Below are 21,404 nucleotides of genomic sequence, written 5' to 3'. Positions count from 1 at the left end.
ATCAGCTTCAGCAAGCACATCGGCTTCAGAATCTGCATCAACAAGTGCGTCAGCTTCAGCAAGTACAAGTGCAAGTCAATCAGCATCGACAAGTATGTCGCCAACAGTAGACACATTATCTTCTGAAACACCATCAGAATCAGCAGGTAAGTCACAAAAAGAATTGCCAAACACAGGTACTGAGTCATCAAGTAGAACGACACTACTTGGAGCTCTAGCTGCGTTGACTGGAATTGGCCTAGTTGCGAAACGTCGTAAGCGTGATGAAGAAGAGTAAGATACCTATAAATTTAGGGTGAACTAACTCGCGCACGTAAATAATAGAAACCCCTTGGAAAAGTAGAATTTTCAAGGGGTTTTTACTATTATATAGCTGAAATTTTGACTAAAAAATTGTATAATAAATATAAGGAGAAAAACGCTAGTGGATGATAAAATAACGGTCATTGTACCAGTATACAATGTGGAAAACTATCTGAGAAAATGCCTAGATAGTATTATTGCTCAAACATATAAAAACCTTGAGATTATTGTTGTTAATGATGGTTCTACTGATGCATCAGGCGAGATTTGTAAAGAATTTGCAGAAATCGATCACAGAATTATCTATATAGAACAAGAAAATGCTGGCTTGTCTGCTGCACGAAATACCGGTCTGGAAAACATGTCCGGAGATTATGTGACTTTTGTAGACTCAGATGATTGGATTGAGCAGGATTACGTCGAAACTCTATACAAAAAAATAGTGGAATATCAGGCTGATATTGCAGTTGGGAATTACTATTCTTTCAACGAAAGCGAAGGAATGTTCTATTTTCATATATTGGGAGACTCCTATTATGAGAAAGTGTATGACAACGTTTCCATCTTTGAGAATTTGTATGAATCTCAAGAAATGAAGAGTTTTGCTTTGATATCTGCTTGGGGTAAACTTTATAAGGTAGGGTTGTTCGAGCAGTTACGCTTCGATATAGGTAAATTAGGAGAAGACGGTTACCTCAATCAAAAGATTTATTTGTTGGCAGAAAAAATTGTTTATATCCATAAAGGCATCTATTCTTATCGCATCAGAAATAATAGTTTATCTAGGACTTGGACAGAAAAGTGGATGCATGCCTTGGTTGATGCCATGTCTGAACGAATCACTTTATTAGCTAATCTAGGATATCCTTTAGAAAAACATTTAGCTATTTATCGTCAGATGTTAGAAGGAAGTCTTTCTAACGGGAAGGTCAGTGGCTTAGAAGAAATGCCAACCTATAAAGAGTTTGAGACAAAAAAATATCTACTAGACAAACTTGAAAAAACTAAGAAAATAGAAAAGAAAGCCATTGTTCTAGCGGCGAATTACGCCTATGTAGACCAAGTTTTGACTACTATCAAGTCTGTTTGTTGCCACAATCGCTCGCTTCGTTTTTATTTGATTAATAGCGATTTTCCTAATGAATGGATCAAGCAAATAAATAAGCGCTTAGAAAAGTTTGATTCAGAAATTATCAATTGCAGAGTGACTTCTGAACAAATTTCACGTTATAAAACGGATATTAGTTATACAGTGTTTTTACGCTATTTCATAGCTGATTTCGTGCAAGAAGACAAGGCCCTCTACTTGGACTGTGATTTACTTGTAACGAAAAATCTGGATGATTTGTTTGCTACAGACTTACAAGATTATCCTTTGGCTGCTGTTCGAGATTTCGGGGGAAGAGCCTATTTCGGTCAGGAAATTTTTAATGCTGGTGTTCTCTTGATCAATAATGTTTTGTGGAAACAAGAACAGATGACTCAAAGGTTGATTGATTTGACCAATGAATGGCATGATAAGGTAGATCAGGCAGATCAGAGTATCTTGAATATGCTTTTTGAACATAAATGGTTGGAGTTGGACTTTGATTATAATCATATTGTCATTCATAAGCAGTTCACTGATTATCAGTTGCCTGTAGGTCAGGATTATCCTGCTATTATTCACTATCTTTCTCATCGGAAACCGTGGAAATATTTGGCAGCTCAAACCTATCGTGATGTCTGGTGGTACTATCATAGTTTGGAATGGACAGAATTGGGACAAAATCATCATTTACATCCATTACAAAAATCTCATATTTATCCTGTAAAGGAACCGTTCACTTGTCTCATCTATACAGCCTCAGACCATATTGAACAAATTGAAACATTGGTTCAATCCTTACCAGATATTCAGTTTAAGATAGCAGCTAGAGTAATGGTCAGTGATAAATTAGCACAGTTGACAGTTCATCCAAACGTGACCATTTTTAACGGGATTCACTATTTGGTAGATGTCGATAATGAATTGGTAGAAACGAGCCAAGTACTTTTAGATATTAATTATGGCGAAAAGACAGAAGAAATTCTCAATCAATTTGCACGACTTGGTAAACCCATCTTAACCTTTGAAAACACCAAATCTTACGAAGTAGGTCAGGAGGTATATGCTGTTGACCAAGTTCAAGAAATGATTGAGGAATTAAGAGAAATAAGCAAATGAAGGAAAAACATCTATTAGGAGATGCTCTGATTTTGACGGTTAGTGATCAGATTGAAGAGTTGGATTATCTCCTTGAAAACTTGCCAAACATCTGTTTTCATATTGCAGCACCTGTCCAATTTTCCGAGAAAATTCGTGGCTTAGAAACGAACTATAATGTTCGTCTCCTAACGGTTACAAATGAAGAGCAGCTAAACTTTCTACTAGATACGTGTGACTTTCTATTAGATATCAATCACTTTCAAGAAGTGGATGCTATTGTATCAAGGTTTGTACAAGCTGAAAAACCTGTCTTTGCATTTGATAATACAGTCCATGGAAATCAGGGGCAGGAAGTTTTTCTATCAAGTGCACCAGAGAAATTCGTTTCTAGAGTGAGAGAGTATCTGAATGAAGTCAGAGTCGGCACCAATCATCAAGAAAAAATCATCCAAGATGGGACTTGGAATGTCTTTCAAATCGATGATAAGGCTCACTTCATTGTGGGAACTAATGTCATCTGCAGAAATTTTGAAAATTTCCATGTCTCTTCTGGTAAGTTAATACTGCATGATGGTGTCTTTATCAATAACTCTTGTAGTTTTAACTGTATGGAAAGAATTGAAGTCGGAAACGGAACTATGATGGGGGAAGGAGTTCGTTTTTACGACCACGACCATGTTTATACTGCTGAAAAGATAGAAAAATGGCAGTGGACCACAGCACCAATTAGAGTTGGAAGAGATTGTTGGATAGGAAGTAATGTCACGATTCTAAAAGGAGTGACGATTGGGGATAATACCATTATCGGAGCAGGTTGTCTCATACGCAATGATATTCCATCAAACAGTATGGTTTATAATGATGGGAATCTTTTTGTAAAAAGAAGAGATTAAACGTGAAATATAATAAATTGGGTAACTTAGTATATGGGAAATGAACTAATTAGTATTGTAGTTCCAATCTACAATGTTGAAAACTATTTGCGACAGTGTTTGGATAGTATTCAGAATCAAACTTATAAGAAGTTTGAATGCATTATGGTTAATGATGGTTCCACGGATAACTCACAACAAATTGCGGAAGAGTATCTAGAAGATAGTCGTTTCAAACTAATCAATCAATCTCATAAAGGTTTAAGTGGAGCTAGAAATACAGGGATTAGTCATATTAGAGAAGAGTCTACTTTTGTAGCTTTTGTAGATAGTGATGATTATATTTATTCTAATTTCTTAGAAACTTTAATCGAACATATTGAAGATGATGTCGATATTATAGAAGGAATGATTGAATATTTCCATGATGAAATAAAAGTTGATAATATTTCTCATAATTTTGAGAAAAAAATATTAATAACCAAGGATGACAAATTGAGGGAATTGGCATTAAATAAGCTGAGAGTTAGCGTTTTTCCAAAACTGTTTCGAAAAAGTCTATTAACAGAAGTTTTTTTCCCAGAGGAATGGATATTTGAAGATTTAGCAGTTGTTCCAGAGTTGGTAAGTAATTCAAAAAAGTGGATTAAACTACCAAAAGTTATCTATGGTTACAGGATTCGGCCAAATTCAATCACTACTAAAGAATTTTCAGAAGAAAAATTAGATGTATTTAAGATATTTGGAAAGTATGACTTATTTTTTAAATATGAGAGTGATAGAACGAAATTATTAGTTGAAAAAATAAAATATTTACATTTGAATTATCACGACATAGAATTTGTACCTGAGAATAATCAGTATAAACAGTTATACAAACAAGAAAAACAAAAACTATTATCTAAAATAGCAGATTATGAAAGTAAAGCCTTAATTAGTATTATAGTCCCTATCTACAATGTTGAAAATTATTTACGCCAGTGCTTAGATAGCATTGTGAGTCAAACTTATCAAAATTTTGAGTGTTTACTAATAAATGATGGTTCACCAGATAACTCTGCTGATATTTGTAGAGAGTATGTCGAGAAGGATTCTCGTTTCAAATATTTTGAGAAGGAAAATGGGGGAGTATCATCGGCTAGAAATTTAGGTATTGAACGTTCGGGGGGGGCGTACATTACTTTTATTGATTCAGATGATTGGGTGGATTCTGATTATCTAGAAGTCCTTTACAATGCACTTATAGATGAGAATGCAGATATATCAGTATCTACTTATAAAAGGTTTCATATGGCGGATAATTGTTGGTATTTTCATTCTTTTCAGAGGGGATATGAAAAAAGAGTATTTACAAATCAAGAATTAATTGATGAATTTATAGCTTTAGACAATTTTGACTTTTCATATCGTTATGTTTGTGGCAAATTAGTTCGTAGATATCTGTTAGATAAGATTGCTTTTAATGAAATGACAACTCTTGGGGAAGATATGGAATTATGGCTAAAATTATATCTTATTTCTAACAAAATCGTATATGTTAATAGGGATAGCTATATTTACCGTGTCGATAATGATAATAGGCACTTTGGATTAGAAAAAATTCGTAGTGATATTCAACAAAGAATGAATTTTATTACATTTCTTGCTGCTAGGAAAATAGATACTACAAAATATTTATCTTATTTTATACTGTTTTTAAAAGAAAGACGTCAAGTAATGAGTGAACAAACAACTTATGATGCTACTGAACTTATTAGGTGGATTGATGAAATATTATTTTTATTAGAGGGTTAGAACGGCTAATAATATGAATCAAGAGTTAATTAGTATTATAGTACCAATTTACAATGTTGAAAATATTTGCGCCAGTGTGAAGATAGTTATTTTAGCCAGTTTGAATTGTGATTTGACCAATCATATTTTGATTTATAAAAATAGATTACAAAGAGTAATAGCAAAATTAGAAGAACAAAATATACAGTTTACGGAAATTTATGGAAGAATGATGGAAAAATTGTCTTTACTTCCGTAAATATTAATAAAAAATGAGATAATACAATATGAAATTACATTTAACAAATTTATATGGCATGGCAGGTGATAGTACTGTTATTCTAGCTCAAAATGCTGTTCAAAAGATAGCCACTCAATTGGGATTTAGAGAAGTTGGTATTTATTTTTACAATATCGCTTCAGATAGTTCATCTGAGATGAACAAGCGTCTGGATGGCATTATGGCCGGTATCTCTATTGGAGATATATTAGTCTTTCAGTCTCCTACTTGGAATGGTTTTGAATTTGATCGTCTCTTTTTTGACAAATTAAAGGATATGCAAGTAAAGATTATTTGTTTTATTCATGATGTTGTCCCTCTCATGTTTGATAGTAACTATTATCTCATGAAAGAGTATATGTACATGTATAATCTATCGGACGTTTTGATTGTTCCATCTGAACAGATGAAAGAACGGCTGATGGAAGAAGGCTTGACAACTAAGAAAATCCTCGTTCAAGGTATGTGGGATCATCCTCATGATTTATCCTTATATACCCCAGAGTTTAAAAAAGAACTCTTTTTTGCTGGTAGTTTAGAGCGTTTTCCAGACTTACAAAATTGGTCTCAAGATACACCTTTAAGAGTATTTTCAAATAAAGGGGAGGCTAGCTCTAACGCTAGAAATCTTAGCATTGAAGGATGGAAAAAAGACGAGGAACTATTACTAGAATTATCAAAAGGTGGATTTGGTCTTGTCTGGGGAACTCATCAAAATGATGGAGAAAGTAATCAATATTACACCTTGAATATATCTCATAAGGTTAGTACCTATCTAACAGCTGGTATCCCAGTGATTGTACCGAGCAGCTTATCAACTGCTAAATTTATAGTAGATCAAGGCTTGGGCTTTGTGGCGAATAGTCTGGAAGAAGCTCATGAGATAGTTGATAAAATGAATGTAGAAGAATATCAAGAAATGACGAATCGTATCAAGATATTTAGCTATCTTCTAAAAGAAGGGTATTTCACTAAAAAGTTATTGGTAGATGCAATCTATCACTTAGGAATTGATTAAGAGAACAAGATGATTAAAACAATTGTATTAGCTGGTGATCGTAATTACACCACGCAGTTAGAAACAACTATAAAATCTATCCTATACCACAATCGAGATGTAAAGATTTATATTTTAAATCAAGATATCATGCCAGATTGGTTTCGAAAACCACGAAAAATTGCTCGAATGTTAGGTAGTGAGATTATTGATGTTAAACTACCTAAACAAACTGTATTTCAGAACTGGAAAAAACAAGCTCACATTAGTTCGATTGCCTATGCTAGATATTTTATCCCAGATTATATACAGGAAGATACTGTTTTGTATTTAGATTGTGATTTAATTATCAATGATAAATTAGACAATCTATTTGAGCAGGATATAGAAGAACGTTATATCGCAGCGATTAGAGATGCAAATGGTCAAGGTTTTAATACTGGTGTTCTACTAATCAACAATAAAAAATGGCGCCAAGGGAAATTAAAAGAACGGTTAATTGAACAGTCTATAATAACAACAAAGGAAGTTGAAGAAGGCCATTTTGAACACTTTAATGGCGATCAAACGATATTTAATCAGGTCTTACAAGATGATTGGTTAGAGCTAGATAGAGCTTATAATTTACAAGTGGGACATGATATTGTGGCTTTGTATAATAATTGGCAGGAACATCTAGCTTTTAATGGCAAACCAGTGGTGATTCATTTTACGACCTACAGAAAGCCTTGGACTACCTTGATAGCCAATCGTTACCGTGATTTATGGTGGGAATTTCATGATTTGGAGTGGAGTCAGATTTTACAACACCATATAGGAGAGTTTGAACTAGTATCGCCTCTAGATAAGGAATTTTCTTGTTTAACTTTGACAAATTCCCAAGATTTAGAAGGAATAGAGGAGTTAGTCACAGCTCTACCTGATGTGGTGTTTCATATAGCTGCTTGGACGGATATGGGAGATAAGCTAAAAAGACTGGCGATATATGATAATGTGAGATTGCATCCACAGATTGTTCCTCCTGTTTTAGACAAATTGAAACAGTCAACAAGTCTTTATTTGGATATCAATCATGGTAGTGCAGATGAAAACTTTTTAAAATCTTTGAAAGAACGAGAAAAAACGCTATTAGCTTTTCAATCGACTCAGCATGGAGATATAGGACAAATTGTTTTTGAAAATGGGAAAGTTTCCTTTATGATTGATGCCATTAAAGATTTTAAGAAAAATGGACATCTTACCTGTTTTCGACAAGTTCCAAGTTTGACTTGTTTAACGTTTACGGCTTCTCAGGATATTGAGCAGCTGAATTACTTGGCTGAACGGTTACCTAATGTTGTTTTTCAAGTTGCAGCATGGACAGATATGGGACCAAAATTATATGATTTATCTAATCGTTATCCTAATATTCTACTCTATCCAGCAATTTCTAGAGATAAACTAGAAGAGTTAAAGGAAAAGATGGATGTTTATTTAGATATCAACTTACTGACTTCAACAGCCGATATCGTTGCAGAAATGACTCATCTATCTAAACCTATATTAGCTTTTTATAAATCTCAAAACGGGAATAATGGTCAAAGGTTGTATTCAAGTGAACATCCTGAACGAATGTTGGCTGATTTGCAAAAATTGATAACTAAGGATATACTAGAAAAACAGCTTGATCCAATCCAGGTCAAAGGGATAGATGAAACCTTGGACTATATTATTGAACACAATTCTTCTTTAGTCCGTTTTGGAGATGGGGAAGTCAATATGCTTGCAGGGCATTCGATTCCCTACCAGGATTATGATGAAGAGTTGGTTTCAACCATGAGAGATATTATCGGTCAGGAAAGTAGAGAAGAATTAGTAGTGTGTCTTCCTGATGCCTTTACAGATCGTTTCAGGTTTACATATTGGGCAATTCCATTTTGGAAAGATCACATGGATCATTATATGGATTTTTACAGAGAGTTATGTAGTGATTCATGGTATGGCTCAACCTTTGTATCTCGCCCTTATATTGATTTTGAAGACAAGAGTCAAGCTAAAGCTCAATTTGAAAAATTGAAAAGTATTTGGAAAAACCGTGACATACTGATAGTCGAAGGTGCGACTTCTCGTTCAGGTGTAGGAAATGATTTATTCGATGAGGCAAATTCTATTAAGCGAATTATCTGTCCTTCTCATAGTGCCTTTTCTAGAGCTCATGAAATTGAACAAGAAATTGAAAAACATGCAGCTGGTCGCTTGATTTTATGTATGTTAGGTCCTACAGCTAAAGTTTTAGCTTATCATTTAAGTCGAAAAGGTTATCAGGTATTGGATATCGGTCATATCGATTCAGAATATGAGTGGATGAAGATGGGAGCCAAGACAAAGGTTAAGTTTGCACATAAACATACAGCAGAATACAATTTTGATCAAGATATTGAATTCATTGAGGATGAAACCTATAATAATCAGATTGTTGCAAGAATATTAAACTAAAAATTAGGCAAAAATAAAGCATAGATAGGGTACACTGAATTAAAGAAATCTTAAATTTACTTTATAATTAAGCAAGTAGATTGTTTTTGATTTTTGTTTAAAGACGATGAAATAACTATCTTAGTTTCATATTTGTAGGGCAATAAATAATGTTAGTTAGAATAAATGATAAGGATTTAAAATGGGAAATATCAAACGTGCAGTAGTATTTGCAGGTGATTATGCTTATATTCGACAAATCGAAACAGCTATGAAATCAATCTGTAGACACAATAGTCACTTAAAAATTTATGTACTAAACAAGGACATTCCTCAAGAATGGTTCAGTAGATTAAGAATGTATATTCAAGAGATGGGAGGAGACTTGATTGATTGCAAGCTTATTGGGCAACAGTTCCAAATGAATTGGTCAAATAAGCTGCCTCATATCAATCATATGACCTTTGCACGCTATTTTATTCCAGATTTTGTAACAGAAGATAAAGTTCTCTATCTAGATAGTGATTTGATTGTGACTGGTGATTTGACCGATTTGTTTGAATTAGATTTAGGTGAAAATTATCTGGGCGCAGCTCGTTCTTGTTTTAGTGCTGGAATTGGTTTTAATGCTGGGGTATTATTAATAAATAATAAAAAATGGCGAGCTGAAAATATTCGCCAAAAATTAATCGATTTAACTGAAAAGGAACATGAAAATGTTGCTGAGGGGGATCAGTCAATTTTGAATATGATGTTTTCAGAGTCATATATTCAAATAGATGAAACTTATAATTATCAAATTGGTTTTGATAGGGGAGCTGCAGAACAAGGACATGCTTGGATCTTAGAAAAATCAATTAATCCCCTTCCTAAAATCTTACATTATATTTCTCAAGATAAGCCGTGGAATCAATTTTCTGTAGGACGCCTTCGAGAAAATTGGTGGAACTATTCTTTTATGGAATGGACTTATATTGTATCTACTTGGAAAGAAAAGGGTGAGCTTTATTCTGCACAAATATATAAACCCAAATTAACTTGTATGAATTTGACAAATTCTTGGTGTGTAGAAAAAATGGATTACTTAGTTCAACAATTACCAGAAGTGCATTTTTATATTTGTGCTCATACTTTTATGGCAGATGAATTAAAGAGATTAGCAACATTTAATAATGTAACCCTCTATCCTAATGATTTTCCTTTGTTAATAGAAAAACGTTTAAAAGAAGTCGATATTTACTTAGATTTGAATCATGATCAGAAATTAATGTATATTTATGATTTAGTAAAGAAATTTGAAAAGCCGATGCTGACTTTTGATAATACACGTTGCTTGACGATACCTGAAGAATCATATGCTGGTATTTGTCATCATGATCGGCCTGATGAAATGGTAGAGATTATAAGAAAATACATGGAGAAACTAATTTATAAAATTAAGATAGATTAAAATTTTGAATTTTTGATGATGTTGTGTTTGAGAAGTAGTAATATTTTCGAGTTATTGTTTTGATTTTTAGGGTTTTATATAATGATTGAGCCGTTTAAAATTTAGAAACCATGTTAATTTTATGGATAGAGTGAATAAGGGGTTAATAGTTTATGAAGAAAGCAATCGTACTGGGGGCAGATAATGGTTATATGGATAAGGTGGAAACTACCATCAAGTCTGTTTGTGCTCACAATGATAATATAAAATTTTACATATTTAACGATGATTTACCCTCTGACTGGTTTCGAATTATGAATTTCAGATTGAAAGCAAATCATTCTGAAATTGTAAATGTAAAAATTTCTGACCATACTCTTAAAAATTACCGGCTAGCAATTAGTTATCTTTCCTACGCAGCCTATTTTCGCTATTTTATAGGAGAATTTGTAGAAGAAGATCGAGCGATTTACCTTGATTCAGATATAATCGTAACATCTTGCTTGGATGAATTGTTTAACATCGATTTGGAAGATTATTGGTTAGCCGGAGTTGCTGATTACTTTGATGGAGATTATACAGGTGGATTTAATTCGGGAATGATGGTTATTCCTGTTAAAAAGTGGAAGGAAAGTGATGTAGCCAATCAACTCTTACAATTAACAGAACAATACCATCAAACAGTATTTGGAGATCAGGGGATTTTAAATATCTTATTTAAGGAAAAGTGGAAAAAAGTGGGGCGCCTCTATAATTTTATGGTTGGTATGGATACGCTGGCTCAAGTTGTACATGATGAGTCTTGGTATCAATCGTCTTTACCTGATAGTATTTTGCCAAAAGTTATTCATTATACGGGAGATAAACCTTGGTATCACTTATCAAAGAATCGTTATAGATCTATATGGTGGTTTTATTATAGTGTGGAGTGGTCAGATATTCTTCTAAGAAAAAATCCTATAAAAGGTCAATTATTGAGCGATTTTAATACTCTTATTGACCCTCCTCTTTTTCATACTGCGATATTTACAGATTCATGTGAATTGGAGCAGATTGAAAGGTTATTAATAGAGTTTCCTCAGGTACATTTTTCAATTTTAGCACACACTTCATTTGCTTCGTCTGTTATTGACTTACAACAATTTTCAAATGTATCTGTATATCCGGGATTCATTCCTTTTACATTTGATGAAGTGTTAAAAAATCTTGATTTTTATTTAGATATTAACCATGGAAATCAAATAGCAGATATTATTAGTAAAGTTCGTGTATTAGGCAAACCAATCTATTCCTTTGATGTTACTAATCATGATGATACAGGTTATAATAAAGTTTATGCGGTTTCTGAAATTATGCAAATGATCAAAGATATAAAAATGTATCTTGGAACAATAAAATAGGGATAAAAGAGATGAATAAAATAATAGCGATGGGGGCCGATAATGGCTATATGAATAAGGTGGAGACAACCATTAAATCAATAGCAGCTTTTAACGATCATTTTAAAATTTATGTATTTAATGATGATTTGCCATCAGAATGGTTTCGTGTTATGAATAGGCGTTTAGCCTCACTTGATTCGGTAGTAGTTAATGTAAAAATTTCAGATAACAATTTGCGAAAATACAATCTCCCAACACCTCATTTATCATATGCTGCTTATTTTCGTTTTTTTATTCCAGATATGATAACTGAGGATAAAGTATTGTATTTGGATTCTGATATTATAATCAATGATGATTTAACGAATCTTTTTGAAATTGATTTAGGGAATAGTCCTGTAGCTGCAGTCAGAGATGAATTGCAAGAAACAAATTTTAATTCGGGAGTATTGCTTATTAATAATTCTTATTGGAGAGCTCACTCAATCTCAAGGCAACTTTTTAGTGTGGCTGATCAATATCATGAAGTTGAGTTTGGAGATCAAGGAATCTTAAATCGTTTTTTTGTAGATCAATGGAAAGAACTGGATTTCAAATATAATTTTATGGTAGGTATGGATACCATTGCTGAGCGATTTCAAAAAAACAAATGGTATGAAAAAGCAAATAAATATGAGTCTTTGATCTCTATTATTCATTACACAGATAGTAAACCTTGGTCGTCAGTGTATAATAATCGTTTGGGAGATAGATGGTGGTTTTATTATACATTGGAGTGGTCAGATATTATTCTACGAAAAGAGATTATCAAGCATGGTTTAGAAGTAGTTACAGAAAAAGAAAAGTATCACACTGCAATTTTTACGAATGCTTGTGAGATGGAACATCTGGAGTATTTAATAAAAGCACTACCAGAGGTTCATTTTCATATTCTAGCGCATACTAATTTTGCCTCTCAAGTAGTTGATTTACAACGTTATTTAAATGTATCAATCTATCCTCAGTTTAATCGTTATAATTTTGAAAACATACTAAATAGAATAGATTTTTATTTAGATATTAATCATTACAATGAAATTATGAATATTATTCAAGAGATTCATAGACTCGGTAAACCAATTTTTTCATTTGATAATACAAGCAAAGATCAGACAGGTAAAAGTTTTATTTTTTCTTCACTTGCTCCTGAAACTATGGTAGAAGAAATCATAACCTATCTTAATTCTTTGCATAGATAAAATAGTTAGCTATTGTAAATGTTTAATAAATAATTTATAATATGCAGTATTTAGTAACTAGTAATGAGAGGTGTGAAATGACTAGAAAATCAATTGTCTTAGCGGCAGATAATGCCTATCTTATTCCTTTAGAGACGACAATAAAGTCTGTATTGTATCACAATAGGGATGTTGATTTTTATATTCTGAATAGTGACATAGCTCCTGAATGGTTCAAATTATTGGGGAGAAAAATGGAAGTTGTGAATTCCACAATTCATAATGTACACTTTGACAAAGAAATTTTTGAAGGTTATAAAACTGGGCCACATTTAAACTATGCTTCTTATTTTAGATTTTTTGCGACAGAAGTGGTTGACTCTGACAAAGTATTGTATCTAGATTCCGATATACTTGTAACTGGGGAACTATCTCCTTTGTTTGAGATAGATCTTAAAGGATATTTTATTGGAGCTGTTGATGATGTCTATGCTTATGAAGGACGAAAATCTGGATTTAATTCTGGTGTTTTGCTAATGGATGTTGCAAAGTGGAAAGAGCATTCTATTGTCAATAGTTTATTGGAATTAGCTGCAGAGCAGAATCAAGCTGTGCATCTTGGAGATCAGAGTATTTTAAATATTTACTTTGAGGATAATTGGCTAGCATTAGATGAAACATATAATTATATGGTTGGTGTTGATATTTATCGTTTAGATTGGGAGTGTGAACGGCTAGATGATAATCCACCATCGATTGTTCACTTTGCTAGTCATGATAAACCGTGGAATACATACAGTATATCTAGACTGCGTGAATTATGGTGGGTGTATAGAGACCTAGATTGGACTGAGATCGCTTTTAAATATTCTAATCTCGATTACTTTGTACGTTCAAAGCAATCTGAGAAGAGTGCTTTTGTTGTAACATGGGTGTTAGAAGTAGAACATATAGAGTATCTAATTCGTGCGTTACCTGATTGGCATTTTCATATTGCTTCTCCAGTTTATTGTGCATCTGCTTTAACTAATCTTTCTATTTACAAAAATGTAACTATTTATCAAAATATTATTCATAAAAGGATTGAATGGCTTTTAGATGATGCGACAGTCTATTTAGATATTAATCATGGAGCAGAGGTTCTGGATGTCTTGTCCAAGGCCAGAGATAGAGGGGTAAAAATCTTTACGTTTGATAATACTAGGAAACTCTCAGAAGATAGTCTTTATGATGGTATTTTTTCTGTGGAAAATCCTGAGGAAATGGTTAGAGTCTTAAGGAAATTAGAAGAATAACCTTTACCGTTTAGTGTAAGAATAATATATAATAAAAGTGAGATTTGACCCCAAAGCAAATAAAGGAGTATTTTGTGACTAAGATTTATTCGTCAATAGCAGTAAAAAAAGGCTTAGCTACCTTATTTCTACTGTTTATCTATGTATTGGGAAGCAGAATCACTCTCCCTTTTGTTGATTTGAATTCCAAAGATTTCTTAGGTGGTTCAACGGCCTACCTAGCCTTCTCAGCCGCCCTGACAGGTGGAAACCTAAGAAGTTTATCGATTTTTTCTATAGGATTATCACCTTGGATGTCTGCAATGATCTTGTGGCAGATGTTTTCTTATTCTAAAAAATTGGGGCTAAGTTCTACAGCGATTGAAATTCAAGATCGTCGAAAAATGTATCTGACCTTGCTGATTGCTGTTATTCAATCTTTGGCAATTTCTCTAAGCTTACCAGTCCAAGCATCCTATTCTTCGGCCTTGGTTATACTTATGAATACCTTATTACTAATAGCAGGGACCTTCTTTCTGGTGTGGTTGTCAGATTTGAATGCTAGTATAGGGATTGGGGGATCCATTGTTATTCTCTTAACTAGTATTATCATCAATATTCCCCAGGATATTATTGAAACTTTTAAACTGGTTCATATTCCAACAGGGATTATTGTGTTACTTGCTTTATTAACCGTTGTCTTTTCTTATTTACTTGCCATTATGTATCGTGCGCGTTATCTAGTGCCAGTCAATAAGATAGGACTTCACAATCGTTTTAAACGCTATTCTTATCTCGAAATCATGTTGAATCCTGCTGGTGGGATGCCCTATATGTATGTGATGAGTTTTCTTAGTGTACCAGCTTATCTATTCATCTTGTTGGGATTTATTTTCCCTAATCATTCAGGATTGGAGACTTTATCAAAGGAATTTATGGTTGGGAAACCTTTGTGGGTCTATGTTTATATTTCGGTCTTATTTTTATTTAGTATTATTTTTGCATTTGTTACTATGAATGGAGAAGAGATTGCAGACCGCATGAAAAAATCTGGAGAATACATTTATGGTATTTATCCAGGCGAGGACACTAGTCGATTTATTAATCGGTTGGTCCTTCGTTTCTCAGTCATAGGTGGTCTCTTTAATGTGATCATGGCAGGTGGTCCCATGCTTTTTGTTTTGTATGATGAAAAGTTATTACGATTGGCAATGATTCCAGGATTGTTCATGATGTTTGGAGGCATGATTTTTACGATTAGAGACGAGGTCAAGGCTATGAGGTTAAATGAAACCTATAGACCCTTGATTTAGGAGACTTTTATGTATTATTTTATTCCAGCTTGGTATGGTTCAGAAAGAACATGGCATGCAACTATCACTCCATGGTATTTTTCTCATTTTCGTCTTGAGTTTGATGATACCTTTCACCAGATTCGACTGTTTCAAAGACAGGACATAGAGTCTCACCTTTTAGTATTGGCTTATCAGCCTCATTTGCGTTATTTCTTACATAGGCATGGTGTGTTAGAAACGGATACTTATTCCGTTTTTGATGTTATGCAAGATTTTCATAATCTCCATACCCAAGTGTTAAGTATTAGAGATATTGAGTGGGATGATGACTGTGAATTTATTTATAGTCCCTTTACGATTATCGTTCAAAAAAATGGGAAGAAATTTGCTAAGGTTGAACATGGTGTTGAAGGCTTCATCAGTGATATACTGTATTTTGAACCAAATGGTCAAGTAGATATGCACTATATCATGGATGATCGTGGATTTGTATCGAGTGTTATCTTTTTTGAAGATGGGCAAGCGGCCTATCAAGAATATCTGGATCCCAAGGGAGTGTGGCAATTTAGAGAGCATTTAAATGAAGGAGGACGGGTAGAAGTCAATCCAATTTTTAGTTATCGCTTTAAAGCGCTTATCTATCAAGACATGGGAGATTTGGTGGCAGAATTTTTTGAGAATTACCTGCAACAGTATGTGAAGAACAAGGATATTTTTATAGTTCCTTCTCATTCTCATCATGACCAGATGGTATTAGACCGTTTACCTAGAGAAAATCCGAAACTGTTGAGTCTTTTCATTGGGCGTAATCCTCAAGATACCTTTAGAGATTTAGATGTAACTTTTGAAAAGTCTGATTTGATTTTGGTGGATAGAGAGGATAGTTTACGATTGTTACAGGATTTATACCCTGAACGAATGCATCAATTTTATCATTTATCATCTTTTGACACTCGCTTACGATTGGGGAGAAGCCAAACTAAGAAAGAATCTATTATTTATTATCAACTGGATTTTGAGCAGGGAATTGATAACCAAGCTCTACTTCAAGTCTTGGCCTTTGTCGCTGAAAATAAGGATACTGAGGTGATTTTTGGAGCATTTGCTGCTAGTCAGGAGCAAATGAATGAGGTGGAAGGGATTGTTGAGTCTTTCATCCAAGAAAACATTCAATCCGAAAATCTGGGGAAGGCAATTGATTATGGTGATGCAGAAAATCCTCTGGAAGAAAATCAACACCAGGACTTACGCATACAGTTTGTCAACTTGAATGATGAGTTAGATTTGATAAAAACGCTAGAATTTGTCCGTTTGATTGTGGATTTAAATAGACATCCTCATCTCTACACACAGATAGCTGGTATTAGTGCAGGAATTCCTCAAATCAACCTAGTTGAAACCGTCTATGTTGAACATTTAAAAAATGGTTATTTGTTAGCAGATGTGAAAGAATTTTCTAAGGCTGCACATTATTACACAGATAGGTTGAAAGAGTGGAATGAGTCCTTAATTTATTCGATTGATAAGATTAAGGAGCACACAGGACAACAATTTCTTGAAAAATTAGAGAAATGGATAGAGGAGGTTAAAAATGTCAAAGGAACTTAATATTTTACAGATAGGACTTACCAATTGGGGAAATCAGTATGACATACCTGAAAATATGAGTTGGTATCATTTTTATCCCAACTCATCAGTGGCCCTTCGTGAAATCATAAAAAAAGAGGATATTAGCCGTTTTCATGCTGTTTTAATAGAAGATGGTCAGTATGCCAAAGACTTATTTTCCTTTGTGAAATATTTTGAACCTTATACTTTATTTTATAACCAGAATCTACAAATAGATGATAGAGAGGTTTTGGATTTTTTAAAAAAACGATGTGCACAAGCAATTGATTTTTCAAGTCCCCAACAATTAATCAATGATTTGAGTAAATCTCTTTTTGGTGGTGGGTATGGTGATAAACTCTTTCCTTCGACAATACAAGTGAATCCAAATTTTACAGGAGCTATTTCTTATCAAGGATTGGATTATGTCAGTTTGGAAGGTGGATTTGGACAAGATTTTTCCCAACTTGCCTTTTGGGCTTATAATATAGTAGTTCAAAAAACACTTCCTATTGAGTTGTGGCTCGAATATGAAAAGCAAGGAAATTGTGACTTTCGTTTAGTAATCCGTAAAATATGGAGTGGTTCTGTTGATGATGTTTTTGAAGAGACAATAGTGTCTGAAAAAGACTTGGAGCAAGCACTTGTTATGGATAGTCTAGATGGAGATTACTTTCTCTTGATATCTGTTGAGGCAAGAGGTCATGGAACTATCAAACTAGGTAATTTGCATCAACGTTGGAGTCGAAAACAATTTGGTAAGTTTGTACTTGGCGGAAATATCCTACATGATTCCAAGCGTGATGAAATAAACTATTTCTTCCATCCAGGTGATTTTAAACCGCCTTTGGCTGTTTATTTTGCTGGTTTTCGACCTGCCGAGGGATTTGAAGGATACTGGATGATGCAAAATTTCAAATGTCCCTTCATTCTGTTCTCTGACCCTCGATTAGAAGGAGGGGCTTTTTATCTAGGAACGGATGAGCTAGAGGGCAAGGTCAAAGAGACGATTGCTCATTATCTTGATTATTTAGGCTTTGATCGCAAGGATTTGATTTTATCAGGCCTTTCTATGGGAACGTTTCCGGCTCTCTATTATGGTGCTTCTTTTGAACCTCATGCCATCATTGTTGGTAAGCCCTTGGCTAATTTAGGAACCATAGCTAGCCGTGGACGTTTAGCAAGTCCTAGAGTTTTTCCTACGAGTTTTGATGTTTTAAAACATCAAACTGGAGGAGTAAGTCTTAATCACATGTTGAAGTTGGATCAGCGTTTTTGGAAGGTTTTTAAACAAGCAAATTTTTCAAAGACAACCTTTGGTTTGTCCTACATGAAGGATGAAGATATGGATCCACAAGCTTATGAGAATCTAGTTACTTATTTATGTAATACAGGTGCCAAGATTTTGTCTAAAGGAACTGCTGGACGACACAATGATGATACAGATACTAATGTTGCTTGGTTTATCCACTTTTATCGGATGATATTAGCAAGTGGTTTTGGAAGGGAGAAAGAATGATTATCACACAGAGACAGTCTATTCATTGGGGAGAAGTTGGCGGGACTTATATGTACGGATCAACTGTATCTTATTTTCCTGACAAAAGTGTCCGTCTCTATAATCCTCTGCTAGCATCTGGTGAGATTCTCAAGACTTGGTTTTCTAGTGTCAATTACCAGGCTGCACGGACTCAGCCCCAGCTTCCCTTACTAAAAAGAAATCAGGAGTATCAACTATCACTGGCTTTTGATTGTCAGCCTGAAAATGGGGTTTATACCAAGATAACTTTTTTTGACCGCTATGGTGATATTTTAGAAGAAAAGGTAGAAAAAGTGAAAGATTTTATATTTACTTATCCAGAAGATAGTTATACTTATCAAGTTTCTCTGTTAAGTGCTGGTTTTGAATCGTTAACTTTTTATCATTTTTCTATCAAGGAGATTAGAAGTGTTTAGACGTTTAGGTCAAGATTTCCACCTTAGGAAAGTAAAAAAGATTTTAAAGAGGATCAATAACTTAAAAGGCAAGATGTCCTCTCTTTCGGATCAAGAATTAGTGGCTAAAACAGTGGAGTTTCGTCAGCGTCTTTCCAAGGGAGAAAGTCTAGATGATCTTTTAGTAGAAGCTTTTGCTGTGGTGCGTGAAGCGGATAAGCGGATTTTAGGGATGTTCCCCTATGATGTTCAGGTCATGGGAGCTATTGTCATGCACTATGGAAATGTTGCTGAGATGAACACGGGGGAAGGCAAAACCCTAACAGCTACCATGCCGGTCTATTTGAATGCTCTTTCAGGTCAAGGTGTGATGGTCGTTACGCCAAATGAGTATTTATCAAAGCGTGATGCAGAGGAAATGGGACAAGTTTATCGTTTCTTAGGATTGACCATTGGGGTACCATTTACAGGGGATCCAAAGAAGGAAATGAAAGCTGAAGAAAAGAAACTGATCTATGCTTCGGATATCATTTATACGACTAATAGTAATCTAGGTTTTGATTACCTAAATGATAATTTGGCTTCGAATGAAGAAGGTAAATTTTTACGACCTTTTAACTATGTCATTATTGATGAAATTGATGATATCTTGCTGGATAGTGCACAAACTCCTCTGATTATTGCGGGTTCTCCTCGTGTTCAGTCTAATTACTATGCGATTATTGATACACTGGTAACAACATTGGTCGAAGGAGAAGATTATATTTTCAAAGAGGAGAAGGAAGAAATTTGGCTTACTACTAAGGGTGCCAAATCTGCTGAAAGTTTCCTAGGAATTGACAACTTATATAAGGAAGAACATGCGTCCTTTGCTCGTCACTTAGTCTATGCTATTCGAGCTCATAAGCTCTTTACCAAAGATAAGGACTATATCATTCGTGGGAATGAGATGGTACTAGTTGATAAGGGAACAGGACGTCTAATGGAGATGACCAAACTGCAGGGAGGTCTCCATCAGGCCATTGAAGCCAAGGAACATGTGAAGTTGTCTCCTGAAACGAGAGCCATGGCTTCCATCACCTATCAGAGTCTATTTAAGATGTTTAAAAAAGTATCTGGGATGACGGGGACAGGAAAGGTAGCAGAAAAAGAATTTCTTGAGACTTATAATATGGCTGTTATTCGGATTCCAACCAATCGTCCTAAGCAACGAATTGATTATCCAGATAATTTATATGTGACTTTACCGGAGAAAGTTTATGCATCTTTAGAATATATCAAAGATTATCATGCTAAAGGCAATCCGTTATTGGTTTTTGTAGGTTCAGTGGAGATGTCTCAGCTTTATTCATCACTCTTGCTTCGTGAAGGGATTGCCCACAATGTATTAAATGCCAATAATGCTGCGCGTGAGGCCCAAATTATCGCTGAATCAGGTCAGATGGGGGCCGTAACAGTTGCAACTTCTATGGCCGGACGTGGGACGGATATTAAACTCGGTAAGGGAGTCGCTGAACTTGGTGGTTTGATTGTCATCGGAACAGAGCGGATGGAGAGTCAGCGGATAGACCTTCAAATCCGTGGACGTTCTGGCCGTCAGGGAGACCCAGGTATGAGTAAGTTTTTTGTATCTCTGGAAGATGATGTTATCAAGAAATTTGGTCCATCTTGGGTTCACAAGAAGTATAAAGATTATCAAGTTCAAGATATGACGCAACCAGAAATTCTCAAAGGTCGTAAGTATCGTAATCTGGTTGAAAGGGCACAACATGCCAGTGACAGTGCTGGTCGAACTGCCCGTCGTCAGACCTTAGAGTATGCTGAGAGCATGAATATCCAACGCGATATGGTTTATAAGGAACGCAATCGTTTGATAGATGGTTCTCGTGACTTAGAGGATGTAGTTGTGAATATCATTGAGAGATATACAGAAGAGGTAGCGGCTGAACACTATGCCAGTCGTGAATTGTTGTTTCACTTTATTGTTACCAATATCAGTTTCCATGTAAAGGGAATTCCAGATAATCTAGACTTATCTAATCAGAAACAAGTCCGCTCTTTCATTCAACAAGTTGTGAATAGAGAACTCTCTGAAAAGAAGGAATTACTGGAGAAACATGACTTGTATGAACAGTATTTACGACTCTCTCTACTGAAGGCTATTGATGACAACTGGGTAGAGCAGGTAGACTATCTACAACAGTTATCTATGGCTATCGGTGGCCAATCTGCTGCACAGAAAAACCCAATTGTAGAATATTATCAAGAAGCCTATGCTGGCTTTGAAACGATGAAAGAGCAAATTCGTGCTGATATGGTGCGTAATCTCCTGATGGGGCTGGTTGAGGTCACTCCAAAAGGTGAAATCGTGACTCATTTTCCATAAGAGGAGAAAAT

At 34.6% G+C, this 21,404-nt stretch carries 15 protein-coding genes and 2 pseudogenes; all 17 read left to right on the top strand.

Translation table 11 applies throughout. The features are described 5' to 3' along the window. A partial coding sequence (locus HMPREF1117_RS10350) for an LPXTG cell wall anchor domain-containing protein (protein ID WP_000309361.1) occupies positions 1–277 on the top strand: 277 nt, incomplete at its 5' end. Positions 278–424: 147 nt separating this feature from the next. Next, entirely contained in the window at positions 425–2,509 is a 2,085-nt protein-coding gene (locus tag HMPREF1117_RS10345; RefSeq protein WP_000341091.1) for a glycosyltransferase, read from the top strand. Then, entirely contained in the window at positions 2,506–3,384 is an 879-nt protein-coding gene (locus HMPREF1117_RS10340; protein WP_000659783.1) for an acyltransferase, read from the top strand. Before HMPREF1117_RS10345 ends, HMPREF1117_RS10340 begins: the two co-directional genes overlap by 4 nt. 33 nt (positions 3,385–3,417) lie before the next feature. Further along, positions 3,418–3,876: pseudogene (locus HMPREF1117_RS12130) on the top strand (glycosyltransferase family 2 protein); the annotation flags it as partial. A 393-nt stretch (positions 3,877–4,269) separates the two neighbouring features. Next, entirely contained in the window at positions 4,270–5,157 is an 888-nt protein-coding gene (locus HMPREF1117_RS12125) for a glycosyltransferase (RefSeq protein WP_029693183.1), read from the top strand. A 79-nt stretch (positions 5,158–5,236) separates the two neighbouring features. Beyond that, positions 5,237–5,395: pseudogene (locus HMPREF1117_RS10330) on the top strand (glycosyltransferase family 2 protein); the annotation flags it as partial. A 28-nt stretch (positions 5,396–5,423) separates the two neighbouring features. Further along, on the top strand, positions 5,424–6,434 hold the full coding sequence (locus tag HMPREF1117_RS10325; RefSeq protein ID WP_000766268.1) for a sugar transferase: 1,011 nt from the start codon (positions 5,424–5,426) through the stop codon (positions 6,432–6,434). 9 nt (positions 6,435–6,443) lie between these two features. Continuing rightward, a complete protein-coding gene (locus HMPREF1117_RS10320) occupies positions 6,444–8,888 on the top strand; it encodes an SP_1767 family glycosyltransferase (protein WP_000598040.1) in 2,445 nt (814 codons plus the stop codon). A gap of 181 nt (positions 8,889–9,069) precedes the next feature. Then, positions 9,070–10,317: a glycosyltransferase gene (locus tag HMPREF1117_RS10315; RefSeq protein WP_000526850.1), complete on the top strand. Its 1,248-nt coding sequence runs from the start codon at positions 9,070–9,072 to the stop codon at positions 10,315–10,317. 152 nt (positions 10,318–10,469) lie between these two features. Then, positions 10,470–11,696, top strand: a complete 1,227-nt coding sequence (locus tag HMPREF1117_RS10310) for a glycosyltransferase family 8 protein (protein ID WP_000709337.1) — start codon at positions 10,470–10,472, stop codon at positions 11,694–11,696. Between the two features lie 11 nt (positions 11,697–11,707). Beyond that, the gene (locus HMPREF1117_RS10305) at positions 11,708–12,916 is read left to right on the top strand and encodes a glycosyltransferase family 8 protein (RefSeq protein ID WP_001033411.1); all 1,209 of its coding nucleotides are present in this window, start codon (positions 11,708–11,710) and stop codon (positions 12,914–12,916) included. A 77-nt stretch (positions 12,917–12,993) separates the two neighbouring features. After that, a complete protein-coding gene (locus tag HMPREF1117_RS10300) occupies positions 12,994–14,190 on the top strand; it encodes a glycosyltransferase family 8 protein (RefSeq protein WP_000197278.1) in 1,197 nt (398 codons plus the stop codon). Positions 14,191–14,264: 74 nt separating this feature from the next. Next, entirely contained in the window at positions 14,265–15,482 is a 1,218-nt protein-coding gene (gene secY2, locus HMPREF1117_RS10295; protein ID WP_000161856.1) for an accessory Sec system protein translocase subunit SecY2, read from the top strand. Between the two features lie 9 nt (positions 15,483–15,491). After that, positions 15,492–17,072, top strand: a complete 1,581-nt coding sequence (gene asp1 / locus HMPREF1117_RS10290; protein ID WP_000291164.1) for an accessory Sec system protein Asp1 — start codon at positions 15,492–15,494, stop codon at positions 17,070–17,072. After that, complete coding sequence (gene asp2, locus HMPREF1117_RS10285; RefSeq protein ID WP_000032128.1) at positions 17,056–18,591, top strand: accessory Sec system protein Asp2; 1,536 nt, start codon at positions 17,056–17,058, stop codon at positions 18,589–18,591. The genes asp1 and asp2 overlap by 17 nt, the downstream gene beginning before the upstream one ends. Next, a complete protein-coding gene (asp3, locus tag HMPREF1117_RS10280; RefSeq protein ID WP_000587534.1) occupies positions 18,588–19,028 on the top strand; it encodes an accessory Sec system protein Asp3 in 441 nt (146 codons plus the stop codon). Before asp2 ends, asp3 begins: the two co-directional genes overlap by 4 nt. Next, on the top strand, positions 19,021–21,393 hold the full coding sequence (gene secA2 / locus HMPREF1117_RS10275) for an accessory Sec system translocase SecA2 (RefSeq protein ID WP_000489771.1): 2,373 nt from the start codon (positions 19,021–19,023) through the stop codon (positions 21,391–21,393). The genes asp3 and secA2 overlap by 8 nt, the downstream gene beginning before the upstream one ends. Positions 21,394–21,404: the final 11 nt, after the last annotated feature.

Source organism: Streptococcus sp. SK643 (genome assembly GCF_000259505.1).
GTDB lineage: Bacteria > Bacillota > Bacilli > Lactobacillales > Streptococcaceae > Streptococcus.
This window is presented reverse-complemented; position numbering and strand designations above follow the sequence as displayed.

Excerpts from the sequence above, each read along its gene's own strand:
- HMPREF1117_RS10315 (WP_000526850.1), top strand. The coding sequence starts at position 9,070 with ATGGGAAATATCAAACGTGCAGTAGTATTTGCAGGTGATTATGCTTAT.
- HMPREF1117_RS10300 (WP_000197278.1), top strand. The coding sequence starts at position 12,994 with ATGACTAGAAAATCAATTGTCTTAGCGGCAGATAATGCCTATCTTATT.
- HMPREF1117_RS10325 (WP_000766268.1), top strand. The coding sequence starts at position 5,424 with ATGAAATTACATTTAACAAATTTATATGGCATGGCAGGTGATAGTACT.
- HMPREF1117_RS10305 (WP_001033411.1), top strand. The coding sequence starts at position 11,708 with ATGAATAAAATAATAGCGATGGGGGCCGATAATGGCTATATGAATAAG.
- asp3 (WP_000587534.1), top strand. The coding sequence starts at position 18,588 with ATGATTATCACACAGAGACAGTCTATTCATTGGGGAGAAGTTGGCGGG.
- HMPREF1117_RS10320 (WP_000598040.1), top strand. The coding sequence starts at position 6,444 with ATGATTAAAACAATTGTATTAGCTGGTGATCGTAATTACACCACGCAG.
- HMPREF1117_RS10340 (WP_000659783.1), top strand. The coding sequence starts at position 2,506 with ATGAAGGAAAAACATCTATTAGGAGATGCTCTGATTTTGACGGTTAGT.
- HMPREF1117_RS10310 (WP_000709337.1), top strand. The coding sequence starts at position 10,470 with ATGAAGAAAGCAATCGTACTGGGGGCAGATAATGGTTATATGGATAAG.
- asp2 (WP_000032128.1), top strand. The coding sequence starts at position 17,056 with ATGTCAAAGGAACTTAATATTTTACAGATAGGACTTACCAATTGGGGA.
- asp1 (WP_000291164.1), top strand. The coding sequence starts at position 15,492 with ATGTATTATTTTATTCCAGCTTGGTATGGTTCAGAAAGAACATGGCAT.